Consider the following 12495-nt stretch of genomic DNA (forward strand, 5'->3'; position numbering starts at 1 on the left):
GCTCCGCTTCCCTCTGAAGATGATATTGGGCTGGTGAACCTCATCGGCTGACCGTCTGAGGCGATGCACAATTGCCGCTTTCCGGCCGCGCGCTGTAGCGGCACAGCGCCGCCGCAGCCGGCGCTCCAAACTTGGCCTTGACGTCGTCCGGCTTCGTGCTGCTGTCGGAGTAGAAATCGTAACGCAAGCCGACCGTTGCCATCAGCTCGGTATCGCGGCTGCTGATGCCGTATTGCTGAGCACTCGTCCATTGCACGCCGACCTCAAACTCCAAACTCAGATCTCTGGTCCAGAAATAGTTCAGCAAAAGTGACGGAAGTACGGTGTATTCCGTGAGATCGACTCCGTGGTGGCCCCTGGCGTAACCAAGTCTCAAACGCGGACTTAGCCGCCAATCGGGCGTGAGGGGAAATCTGGTGTTGAAGTCGAGCACGTAGCGGTTCGATGTCGCCAGCTGCGAATAGCGCAGCGCCGCGATATACATGTCGCCATCTCTGACGATGTTGTTACTGATGAGCTGGGCTGCGTAATAGTACTCGTTTCCAGCAGGAAGCGTCGCCAGAGCAGGATCAAGGCCAATCGGCGTTATCGGCTGCGTCAAGTTGACGACCGTCGCATCCGCGCTCACCTGCAGCTTGTCCGTGATCGGGTAGGAAAATCCGAGCATGGCCGATTTGTAGATCGGGGTCTGGTCGCGGGCGAGTTGCAGCAATTGCTCGCTGGATTGGAATCTGAGCATGTCGTAGAGCGTGGTGAAGGGCTGATTGAACAGCGCATTCCAGGTCGACAGGTAGGGAGTCCTGCGGTAGTCCGCGCCTCCATAGATCGTCGACTTGTCTGGCAGGATCCAGGATCCCGAGAAGATCGCCGCATTTAGTCGCTGGAAATGAACGTCGTAGTCGATGTTGCCGAACGCAAACTTGTTCTCATCGAAGTAACGGACATCCGAGCCGACCGCCTGGCGATCCAGCACCGACCGATCCCGTTGCTCGATGGCGTAGAGAGTTGTCTCGAAGCCGGCGAACGGTCCCAGGCCGACGCCCGCGCCATAGAAATACTTTTCATTCTTGAATGGAAGATCGAAGCGACTGAGCGCAGGCGAACCTCCGACAACGTCGATCCTGAGCATTGAAAGAGGCTGCCAACTGAGCAGCGCGCCATCGAACCGGCCGAGTACGCCGTCGGTATTGACCGTCTGGCGACCGATCACCGAACGCAAGTTCCAGTCCTTGACCAGGGTATCGACGAAAAGCGCCGCAACCCCTGCCAAGTCCTTCGAATAGGGTTCAAACCTGTGTTCCTCGCTGCCGGAGAAGCGAATTTTCCCCTTCGTCTGGTCGTTGTTCCACGCCGCGGTAAAATCGAGACTGGAGAGCATTGCATTCTGATGAACGCGATGGGCGTCCGGATCCGCGGTGGGGTCCGGAGCCACCGTCGGATCCCGCACGGAGCGGAAGCTGTCGTCGCGGATATAGAATGCCGATGCGCTGCCCACGAGGGTCCAGGTCGTCTCACGGGACGGAGTGAACTTGTCAGCCGATGGCTGGCCATTGGGTGAATGAAGCGGAGCATTCGGTTCGCCGGTCGCCGTAACGATACCGGCGAGACGCTGCCTCACGCGCTCACTTCCCTCGCCGTTTGGATAACGGCGGAGATAGTCTTCGTATTCGGCCCTTGCTTCGCCGGGTTGCCCGCTCTTCTGACGTGCAAGCCCCAGGAGTTCCTGCGCTTCGGCGCTGTACTGGTTCTCCGGATATCTGAGGATCTTCGTGAGGAGCTGGATCGCACCACCGGGATTGTTTTTCCGCAGCGCGGATCTCGCCTCGTCCGCCCAGGCGGCGATCGCCCTCAGATCCGCGTCGGAAATCCTGCCAACCGATCGATCCATTGGCCGGGTGCCCGTGCTGCCGCCGCCGAATGGAGGGGTCGTGAACGTCGATCCCGGGAATACCGGCTTGCACGCTGTCGACGGCTTGGCTCCGGCGATTGCCACCACAATGCTCTGGGTATCGGAATTCGGAGCGACCTGATAGGCCACCGGACGATCGAAAAGTATCCGCAACACCGGTCCGGTCGGATTCTGGGTCTCGAGGTCGATCGCCTTGATCCCAGCCCGCTTTCCGTCCGGCACTGTCGCCGCCTCTCGCTTCAAGGTCAGCAGGGCCGCCGCCTGGTTGTGATCGATCGGGTTCACCGTGATCCGCAGTTCATCGCCCCGGCTGATTGGAAAATGGCTGGCATAGCGAATGCGGATATTGAAATTGACCTTGAGAAGAGTGCAGCCCTTTTGAGAGACGAGTTGCGCGTCCGACAACGCCTGATCGACGACGGGCTGAGCGGATGCTGATCGCAGTGCGAACACCGTCACTCCCGCGACAGCGAGGATCAAAATTCGGCGATAGGCGGCCGTGCACTTCACCATCCACCTCCCATGGCTCGGTGCACGCCGGTGCGCCGCGTCGAGATGCTTCTTTGCGTGTTGTCCGTGAAGACGTGGCAGGCGCCGGCGCAGTCCCGAAGTTCCGCGACTGTGTAGTAGACCTTCACCGGCCGATCGAATTTGAGATGCGACATCGGACGATACTTATCGGCATGGCAGCTGGCGCAATCCGGCTGGAAGGCAGGGAATTTCCGGGAGACGATCTGCGCGTTCGACGTGTGGCAGCTGCTGCAGCTGATCGCCGTCCCGTGATTCACATAGCGCGGCGACGTGTGCCGGTAATTCACCGGTGTCCAGATCATCGTCCGATGACACGTTTCGCAGGGCAAAGTCGTGAGGAAATGCTTCGGCGACTTGCCTGTGGCCATCGTGCCATTGTGACAGCTGACGCACGGCGCGGTGATGCGGCTGTGATCGAGACGAGCGCCGGCAAATGTCACCGTGCTCTTGTGGCAGGTCTCGCACGGACTGCTCGTCACGATGTGCTTCGCCGACTTTCCGGTTGCGGTCGTGCCGTTATGGCAGCTGGCGCAATTCGCAATGATGCCGGCGTGGTTCATCCGAGCGCCGGCAAATGTCGCGGTGCTCTTGTGGCATTGCTCGCACGGATTGTTCGTGACGAGGTGCTTGGCCGACTTCCCTGTGGAGGTCTTGCCGTTATGACAGCTGGCGCAGTTCGCGGTGATTCCGGTGTGGTTCATCCGGGCGCCGGCGAACGTCACCGTGCTCTTGTGGCAGGTTTCGCAGGGAGCATTGGTGACGACGTGGCTTGACGGCTTTCCGAGCGCGGCGACCCCATTGTGGCACGCTGCACAACGGCCCGTTAGACCAGCATGGCTGAACCTTGCACCCATCCTGGATGAACCCGGCGTGACTGGAGCGACTGGCATCGCAAGGGCCGACGGGGCCGCAGGACCGGAAGCTGCAACATTCGGCGACGCGCTGCGCGCCGCCGCAGTGTTGGATGGCGCGGCGATCGGCGACGTCGCAGCGGGTGCGGGCGCATTCGCCGGTGCGGCGTTGGGGTTCGCGGTGGTGGTTGTAGCAGTCGCTGTGGAGGTCGTTGCGGTAACTGGTCTGGCTGAGGCAGCGGGCGCCGCCGCCGTGGCAGCGCCGGGGGCCGCGGGGATAGTTGTGGTCGCCGCCGTGGAGGCGGTAGCCGACTGGGTTGCAGCAGCACGCGCTGCAGTAGTCGGTGTTGCTGTGGTCGTGGCGGTGGCTGCACCGGCTGGCGCTGCCACAGAAGCAGCCGCGGCCGTCGTCGAGCATCCCGCCGGAGACTTCCGTCGCGGATCAAAACTCGTCGTGCTCGTATGGCAGCAACCGCAATCCGCCGTCGTCGAGGGATGGTCCCTGGATTTCCCTTCTGGGCCCCTCTTACCTTGGCTCGTGAACGAACCGTTGTGGCAGGAGTCGCAGCGGCTGGCGCTCACTGCCGTGTGGTTCATTGTGTAGGTGGTGAAGCTCGCCGCGGTGTTGCTATGGCAGTTGCTGCACTGGACGCCAGGCACGGGGATGTGCGGCGGGGTTTTCAGGCCGGTCGCCGTGGTGCCGTTGTGGCAGCTTGAGCAGTTGGTATCGCTCGCCGCATGGGCGAAGCGCCCGCCGGACCAGCTGGCGAAGGTTGCGGCAGCGCTGGCGTGGCAGGTGCCGCAGTCACGGCCATTGGTCGCGACGTGACCCGGGTGCGAGGCGGTGCCCATGGCGCCCTTGGTGCCCTCGCCGGTGAACGAACCATTGTGGCAGGAGTCACAGCGGCTGGCGCTCACCGCGGTGTGGTTCATCGTGTAGGTGGTGAAGCTCGCCGCCGTATTGCTATGACAACTGCTGCACTGGACCCCAGTCACCGGGATATGCGGCGGGGTCTTCAGGCCGGTTGCCGTGGTGCCGTTGTGGCAGCTTGAGCAGTTGGTGTCGGTCGCCGCATGGGCGAAGCGTCCGCCGGACCAGCTGGCGAAAGTTGCGGCAGCGCTGGCGTGGCAGGTGCCGCAGTCACGGCCATTGGTCGCGACGTGACCCGGACGCGAGGCCGTGCCCATCGCCCCCTTGGTGCCTTCGCCGGTGAACGAACCGTTGTGGCAGCTATCGCAGCGGCTGGCACTGACCGCGGTGTGGTTCATTGTGTAGGTGGTGAAGTTCGCCGCGGTGTTGCTATGGCAGCTGCTGCACTGGACCCCAGGCACGGGGATGTGCGGCGGCGTCTTCAGGCCGGTCGCCGTGGTGCCGTTGTGGCAGCTTGAGCAGTTGGTGTCGGTCGCCGCATGGGCGAAGCGTCCGCCGGACCAGCTGGCGAAGGTTGCGGCAGCGCTGGCGTGGCAGGCGCCGCAGTCGCGGCCATTGGTCGCGACGTGACCCGGGTGCGAGGCGGTGCCCATGGCGCCCTTGGTGCCCTCGCCGGTGAACGAACCATTGTGGCAGGAGTCACAGCGGCTGGCGCTCACCGCGGTGTGGTTCATCGTGTAGGTGGTGAAGCTCGCCGCCGTATTGCTATGACAACTGCTGCACTGGACCCCAGTCACCGGGATATGCGGCGGGGTCTTCAGGCCGGTTGCCGTGGTGCCGTTGTGGCAGCTTGAGCAGTTGGTGTCGGTCGCCGCATGGGCGAAGCGTCCGCCGGACCAGCTGGCGAAAGTTGCGGCAGCGCTGGCGTGGCAGGTGCCGCAGTCACGGCCATTGGTCGCGACGTGACCCGGACGCGAGGCCGTGCCCATCGCCCCCTTGGTGCCTTCGCCGGTGAACGAACCGTTGTGGCAGCTATCGCAGCGGCTGGCACTGACCGCGGTGTGGTTCATTGTGTAGGTGGTGAAGTTCGCCGCGGTGTTGCTATGGCAGCTGCTGCACTGGACCCCAGGCACGGGGATGTGCGGCGGCGTCTTCAGGCCGGTCGCCGTGGTGCCGTTGTGGCAGCTTGAGCAGTTGGTGTCGGTCGCCGCATGGGCGAAGCGTCCGCCGGACCAGCTGGCGAAGGTTGCGGCAGCGCTGGCGTGGCAGGCGCCGCAGTCGCGGCCGCCGGTGGCGACGTGACCGGAATAGGAAGTGGTGGCAAGCGCGCCTTTGGTGCCTTCGCCGAGATAGGACCCGTTGTGGCAGGAGTCGCAGCGGCTGGCACTGACCGCGGCGTGGTTCATCGTATAGGTGGTGAAGCTCGCTGCCGTGTTGCTATGGCAGCTGCTGCACTGGACTCCGGTCACCGGGACGTGCGGCGGGGTCTTCAGGCCGGTTGCCGTGGTGCCGTTGTGGCAGCTCGCGCAGTTGGTATCGCTCGCCGCATGGGCGAAGCGCCCGCCGGCCCAGCTGGCGAAGCCGGACGCCGCGGTCGCATGGCAGGTGCCGCAGTCGCGGCCATTGGTCGCGACGTGACCCGGGTGCGAGGCCGTCCCCATGGCACCCTTGGTGCCCTCGCCGGTGAATGAACCGTTGTGGCAGGAGTCGCAGCGGCTGGCGCTCACCGCGGTGTGGTTCATCGTATAGGTGGTGAAGCTCGCCGCGGTGTTGCTATGGCAGTTGCTGCACTGGACTCCGGTCACCGGGATGTGCGGCGGGGTCTTCAGGCCGGTTGCCGTGGTGCCGTTGTGGCAATTCGAGCAGTTGGTGTCGGTCGCCGCATGGGCGAAGCGTCCGCCGGACCAGCTGGCGAAGGTTGCGGCAGCGCTGGCGTGGCAGGCGCCGCAGTCACGGCCATTGGTCGCGACGTGACCCGGGTGCGAGGCCGTCCCCATGGCACCCTTGGTGCCCTCACCGGTGAACGAGCCGTTGTGGCAGGAGTCGCAGCGGCTGGCGCTCACCGACGAGTGGTTCATCGTATAGGTGGTGAAGCTTGCTGCCGTGTTGCTATGGCAGCTGCTGCACTGGACCCCGGTCACCGGGATGTGCGGCGGGGTCTTCAGGCCGGTTGCCGCGGTGCCGTTGTGGCAATTCGAGCAGTTGGTGTCGCTCGCCGCATGGGCGAAGCGTCCGCCTGCCCAGCTGGCGAAAGTTGCGGCGGCGCCGGCGTGGCAGGAGACGCAGTCGCGGCCATTGGTCGCAACATGGCCGGAATAGGAAGTGGTGGCCAGCGCGCCTTTGGTGCCCTCACCAACATACGACCCGTTGTGGCAGCTATCGCAGCGGCTGGCGCTCACCGCCGAGTGGTTCATCGTGTAGGTGGTGAAGCTTGCTGCCGTGTTGCTATGGCAGCTGCTGCACTGGACCCCGGTCACCGGGATGTGCGGCGGGGTCTTCAGGCCGGTCGCCGCGGTGCCGTTGTGGCAGTTCGAGCAATTGGTATCGCTCGCCGCATGAGCGAAGGCCGCGCCGGCAAAGGTGGCTGTGTTGTTGTGGCAGGTGCCGCAGTCGCGGCCATTGGTCGCGACGTGGCCTGGGAACGCGGCCGTGCCCATTGCCCCCTTGGTGCCCTCACCCGTGAATGAGCCGTTGTGGCAGGAGTCGCAGCGGCTGCCGCTCACCGCGGCATGGTTCATCGTATAGGCCGTGAAGTTCGCCGACGTGTTGGAATGGCAGCTGCTGCACTGGACCCCGGTCACCGGGATGTGCGGCGGGGTCTTCAGGCCGGTCGCCGTGGTGCCATTGTGGCAGTTCGAACAATTGGTGTCGGTGGCCGCATGAGCGAAGGCCGCGCCGGCAAAGGTGGCTGTGTTGTTGTGGCAGGTACTACAGTCGCGGCCATTGGTCGCGACATGGCCCGCGTGCGAGGCCGTTCCCATGGCGCCCTTGGTACCCTCACCGGTGAACGAGCCATTGTGGCAGCTGTCGCAGCGGCCGGCACTGACCGCGGTGTGGTTCATCGTGTAGCTGGTGAAGCTCGCCGCCGTATTGCTATGGCAGCTGCTGCACTGGATGCCGGTGACCGGGATGTGCGGCGGGGTCTGCAGACCGATTGCACCGCTGCCATTGTGGCAACTCGAGCAATTGGTGTCCGTCGCCGCGTGGCTGAAGGTTCCGCCCGCCCATGTGGTCGTGCTCCTGTGGCAGGTCTCGCATGGCGCGGTTGTCGGAACGTGGTTAGCCGGCCTGCCGAGCGCCGCAACGCCGTTGTGACAACTGGCGCAGTCCGTCGTAATCCCGACGTGATTGAAGGAGGTCGCCCCGGCATAGCTGACCGTGCTTCGATGGCAGCTTCCGCACGGCGCGGCAGTGACGATATGATTGGCCGGCTTACCGACGGCGATCGTACCATTGTGGCAAGTGGCGCACGGCGCCGTCGCCTGGACATGATCGATGAAAGGCAGGGTGCGCCAGGCCGCCGTCAGGTGACAGCCTTCACAGAAATTCGTCGTCTGCGGATGCTTTGGCGATTTTCCCTGCGCATTGGTGCCGTTGTGGCAGGCAAAACATTGCTTCGGCGTACCCTTGAAGCGCCCATTCACATGGCACGAAGCGCAGTCGACGCTGGAATGCGAGCCCGTAAGCGGAAATCCCGTCGAAAAGTGGTTGAACGATGTGGTCAATGCGGATTGCGCATGGCCGGGCGCAGCGGCGAGCACGACCGCGACCGCAATGGCAGACCACATCAGACCCAGCGATCTCAAGGAGATCAACGCCATCTATCCCCGATCCCCCCTACGGCCTTCGCGCATCTTCAAGCCCCGCGCCCTGCAAACGACTCCGATACTCGCCTCTCGACCGGGCTCCTCCGTTGAGCCAGCCACTTTCGGTCACAAGGACACGCACGGACACAACGCCGAGCATTCCGCCGCTTCCTCTTGCTGATCCAGGATTCAATCGGGTCGGCGCCGCAGCATCGCGCGCGTGCACGTCCAGCCCCGGCAGCGATGCGGGCAGTCGTCCGCTGCCGCAAAGGCGGCTGATCGAATTCAGAACGCTCATTGCCCACCCAGCCTTCCGGCTACAACACGCCAACGCTCACAAGGCCGAGCGCCAAAACGCCGACGATTCCCGATCTGCTAATGCTTTCGGAGCTTCGAAACTTCCCCAACCGAAAGCGCCCAGATCCCTTCACGATTCTTTCGCCTTTAGTTGCTTCGACTAATTGCATCGGAATGGGACTGCATCCCGTATCCGATCGGGCGATTTCGTGGCGGGTGGCTCCGGCCGGGTATTGCGAACGAAAGACGCGGAGAATTATTCCAGACAATCTTTCCGACATCCGATCATCTGCGGGAATTTTGTCCGACACGCCCGTGGCGCGGTCGCAATCATTCGTGAAAACGATGTAGTCGCAGCCGGCGCCTCGCCAACCGATGCCATGATGCAGCCTTTTCAACATCCGAATGTGCGGAATCCAGCAAGACGTTCTGTCGAATCCGGCAGGCTTTCAGTCGCGCTACGGCATATGAGCGTTGGCCGGATACAGCGATCGACGACGAAAGAGACTGGCAAGGGGGGTGCCGTGCAAACAATACCGCCACATCTGAGGCCCAACCGTGGCCCGATCGGAACACACCCGCCACGTACGCTCCCACCTGCAGTTGGGGTTGCAGATGCGGATGCGCCCGCTACACACGCCCGGTCTCACATTTCGCCCAAGAAGTCATCGCGAGCGAGAAATCCATCCACCCCACGACTACATATCCTGGCCCGGCATTGGTTCACATTGATAGCCGGCGTTTCCGCCGCCATCCTTGGTTTCGTTGCGGTGCTGTGGCTGACCAGTCCGGCTGCATTGCCGCCAGGTGTCGCGATCCTGACAAGCGCCTCCGTTTCGGATGCCAGCAGTTTGATGGCAGCGGTGCAGGCTGCCAATCTTCGCGGAAACCCGGACGTGAGAGGGGCGATCGAGGAGATCAAACGCCTCGACAATGAACGCGTAACAATCAAGGGCTGGGCCATCGACGCCACCGCATCCGGCTCCCTGCTGACTGTGATCGCGTTCGCCGGCGGAACCCATGCATTGACGACCGCGACGAGCGGGCCACGAATGGATGCTGCTCAGATCTTCGGACTATCGGGCGCAAATGCAGCGAAAATGTCGTTCCATGGCGTTTTCGCCTGCAAACCCGGTGAAAAACTCGTCGTCGTCGCGGTCACGTCCGATCGTACATATAGCCACTTTCGCTCTCTCGCTTGCCCATAGAGGCCTCCGGACCGCTGGCAATTCAGCCCTGTGCCCCGAGCGACCCGCCTACAAACGCTTCTGCAGCGCGTAGCGCGCCCGAGCCAGGCGGCTCATCACCGTTCCCGCAGGCAAGTTGAGCAGCCTTCCGGTTTCCTTGTACGACATACCGTACCCGCAGACCAACCTCATGACGTCGCGCTGATCCATCGGCAGCCGGGCGATGTCCTCCCTCAACTCGCGGAGAACGATCCGATTTTCGACCACGGCCGGACCGTCACAGCTCAACAAGCGATCGATGACTTCGACATCGACGACTTCGCCGCGGACTCTCTCCGCCCGAATATGGTCTATCCAGAGATTTTGAGCGATACGAAACATCCAGCTGTCGAGCCGCGTGCCCGGCTGCCATTGATCCAAATGGGCCAGAGCCCGTGCACAGGTTTCCTGGATCAAGTCCTCGCTCAAATCCGCACCGCGCGTGAGCGAATCCACGAAGCGGCGCAATCGTGGCAGGATCTTCACCATTCGAATATGGACATCGTGACTGCTCGCCTTCGCTTGACCATCGGATAGGCGAACCACGTCAAAGCCGCGATGTCGCCGCGCATCGGCGGGACGCAGCGTCGCACCACTGGACCCGCTTCGCCGGTGTCTGGCAGCTCCATCGACCTTCATGGCCGCCTGCTCCCCTGTTTGAACGACGTTGTCGTGTGGCATCGTTCACATGCCCGCCCGAATGACCCGCGATGCGCGTCGTCCTGTCGGTGGCACGCATAGCAATCCGTGGCCAAATCGATCCTGGTGACGTTCCGCGTAACGTGGCAGGTTTGACAATTGAGCCCGCGGTGCGCGCCCGTCAGCGGGAAGCGCGTTTGTGCGTCATGATCAAAGCGCCATCTCTTCCAACTGTTCGGGTTGTGGCAGAGCGCGCAGTTCGTCCCCAGTCGCCCTTCATGATGGAGGTCCCGGTGGCAGGAGTTGCAGCTCAACGGCGTTCCCTTGAACAGCAGGGAACGATGGCACTCCTCGCACGGCACGACCGCGTGACGTCCAATGAGCGGAAACCGGGTGAGATCGTGATCGAAAGAGGTTATTCGGCGCCAGCTGACCTCCACGTGACAGCGCTCGCAGCGATTTCCGAGCTGGCCCTTGTGCCGGTCATCCTTGAGATGACAGGATCCACAAGCCGTCGTGAGCTTGTCGCGATAGAGAGTTCCGGTATGGCATGCATCGCACTTCACCTTTGCATGCGCTCCTCTCAGTGAGAATTTTGTCTCCTTGTCATGATTGAAGCTAACTGCGCGCCACTTGTCCTGACCGTGGCAACTTTCGCATCTGGGACCGTACCGTTCGTTGTGGACATCCTGAAGCCGGTGGCAATCGATGCACGTCGCACCAATCCCCTTGTAGCGCTCACCGACGTGGCAGGTAGAACATCCGACCGCTCGATGTGAACCCTGGAGCGGAAACCTGGTCTTGTCATGGTCGAACGGCTTGACGCGACGCCATGCCGCCTCGCTGTGGCAATTCTCGCATGCTTCCCCCAGCCGTCCTTTATGCGGATCATTCGACTTGTGACAATCGATGCACCGTTGGCCGGCATTGCGGAATTTCTCCGTCGACCTGTGACATCGATCGCATGGAACGGTCTTGTGCGCGTCCCGCAGCGGAAAATTCGTAAAGCCGTGATTGAAGGTCTCCCGATCGAGCTGGACGATATCGGCATTTCGCCCCTTGTGATCGGTGTGACACTGGGTGCAATCATGTCTCGCGGCATCCGGCTGACGCCCATGAAATCTCTCACCCGCCGCTCGATCCGCAGCAATGTCCTTGTGGCACGCCAGGCATAGTCGCGTTTGTGATTTGCGCGAGAACGGCTCGTGGCAGTTGCTGCAGTCCTTCTCGAGTTTGACGTGCCCGTCGACAACAGGCCCCGGGAGGACAAGCTTCTCGAACAGAGTCTGGGAACGCACCGTTGACGCCAAGCCAAGCAGGAAAACGATACCGATAGCGAACGCACTTATGGGTCGTCGGATCAACCGGGATCTCGACTCAAAAGAAGTGCGCAGCGAAGATGTGAATGATGGCTGCCACCACAAGGAGAAAGAACAGCGGCAGGTGAAAGACGTGCCAAAGCCTGAAGAGCCGCTCATAAAACGCGAGGGCCGCGGCCTTCCTCACGACAGCCACATGCAGCGTTACCAGGTCCGCTACGACGGCGAGCCGCTGGCGTCGAACCCTTCGCGACCATCCGAGACGCTTGCTCTCAGCCGTGATGGCCTGCCGCGCATCGGCAATCAGCCGGGCGCGGACCGCGCCTGCACGCCAGCCGATCACCGGCAAGGAAAGCAGTCCGGTTATGACGCCGTTTGGGGCGGCCGCTCCACGATCGGCGAACCCGTTCAGTTGCGCAATGATTCGGTCGGAAACAACACGATCGGCGCCGATGATTCCTGTCAGCGCATCGGCATCGGCCAAAATCTCCTTGATTTCCGCTTTGCGACCATACAGCCCAAGGTGAATCTTGCTGTAGAGATATCGACCTGCAACCCCGCTCGCCGCAACAATGAGCATTGCCGCAAGAGCCATATTGCTGTTGATCGAGCCGAGCCTGAAATTCGAATGCAACACGATCAACAGGGGGCCGAGCACGCCCAGGATCATGTGGGCACGGAACCAGAAGGCCACCGAGCCAAGAGCCCGCAGGAACGGCATCCGCTTTCGCAAGGGGTAAAGCAGCAGGAGAACCATGAGGCTGCTGCCAGCAATTCCAAGCCAGTAACCAATGCCGCTCTCGGGCGTAAGGCCACTGTCCTGGCGATTGAGCCAGGCGGTCCAGAGCACACCCGCAACGACGAAGCCAAACGCAAGCAGAGCCAGCTTCGTCCACGGTCGGGTACGATATTGGGCGAAGTCCGCTCTCGCACGCCTCCGTATCGAGGACGCTGAGGGCGCCGCTCGATTGCCGCTCTCGTCATTCGGCCGCGCGCTCAAGTGCGCGATAGTCAGCTCTGAAATCGCCGAACTCGTCATTGTCCCC

At 62.6% G+C, this 12495-nt stretch carries 6 protein-coding genes; 2 read left to right on the forward strand and 4 right to left on the reverse strand.

All coding sequences use genetic code 11. The annotated features are described in order from the left end of the window. Positions 1 to 40: 40 nt before the first annotated feature. Both KMZ68_RS20390 and KMZ68_RS20395 read right to left on the reverse strand, forming a co-directional pair. Positions 41 to 2419, reverse strand: coding sequence for a tetratricopeptide repeat protein (locus KMZ68_RS20390; protein WP_215612959.1), 2379 nt, complete (start codon positions 2417 to 2419; stop codon positions 41 to 43). Then, a complete protein-coding gene (locus tag KMZ68_RS20395) occupies positions 2416 to 7983 on the reverse strand; it encodes a cytochrome c3 family protein (protein ID WP_215612960.1) in 5568 nt (1855 codons plus the stop codon). Before KMZ68_RS20395 ends, KMZ68_RS20390 begins: the two co-directional genes overlap by 4 nt. Positions 7984 to 8993: 1010 nt before the next feature. Between KMZ68_RS20395 and KMZ68_RS20400 the strand changes: the two genes are divergently transcribed. Beyond that, positions 8994 to 9473 carry a hypothetical protein gene (locus tag KMZ68_RS20400; protein WP_215612961.1) on the forward strand — a complete coding sequence of 160 codons (480 nt, stop codon included), beginning with the start codon at positions 8994 to 8996 and terminating at the stop codon, positions 9471 to 9473. 48 nt (positions 9474 to 9521) lie between these two features. Here the strand turns inward: KMZ68_RS20400 and KMZ68_RS20405 are convergent, their stop codons facing one another. Beyond that, positions 9522 to 10130 (reverse strand): RNA polymerase sigma factor, encoded by a 609-nt coding sequence (locus tag KMZ68_RS20405; RefSeq protein ID WP_215612962.1) that lies wholly within the window; start codon positions 10128 to 10130, stop codon positions 9522 to 9524. 806 nt (positions 10131 to 10936) lie between these two features. On the opposite strand from KMZ68_RS20405, the gene KMZ68_RS20410 reads away from it, so the two are divergent. Next, on the forward strand, positions 10937 to 11305 hold the full coding sequence (locus tag KMZ68_RS20410; protein WP_215612963.1) for a hypothetical protein: 369 nt from the start codon (positions 10937 to 10939) through the stop codon (positions 11303 to 11305). Between the two features lie 202 nt (positions 11306 to 11507). Here the strand turns inward: KMZ68_RS20410 and KMZ68_RS20415 are convergent, their stop codons facing one another. Then, positions 11508 to 12488, reverse strand: coding sequence for a pyridine nucleotide-disulfide oxidoreductase (locus KMZ68_RS20415; protein ID WP_215612964.1), 981 nt, complete (start codon positions 12486 to 12488; stop codon positions 11508 to 11510). Positions 12489 to 12495 lie beyond the last annotated feature (7 nt).

The sequence above is a fragment of the Bradyrhizobium sediminis genome (genome assembly GCF_018736105.1).
In the GTDB taxonomy this organism is placed as follows: Bacteria; Pseudomonadota; Alphaproteobacteria; order Rhizobiales; family Xanthobacteraceae; genus Bradyrhizobium.

Coding starts and splice junctions, on each gene's coding strand:
- KMZ68_RS20410 (WP_215612963.1), top strand. CDS start 10,937: ATGGTCGAACGGCTTGACGCGACGCCATGCCGCCTCGCTGTGGCAATT.
- KMZ68_RS20395 (WP_215612960.1), bottom strand. CDS start 7,983: ATGGCGTTGATCTCCTTGAGATCGCTGGGTCTGATGTGGTCTGCCATT.
- KMZ68_RS20405 (WP_215612962.1), bottom strand. CDS start 10,130: ATGAAGGTCGATGGAGCTGCCAGACACCGGCGAAGCGGGTCCAGTGGT.
- KMZ68_RS20415 (WP_215612964.1), bottom strand. CDS start 12,488: ATGACGAGTTCGGCGATTTCAGAGCTGACTATCGCGCACTTGAGCGCG.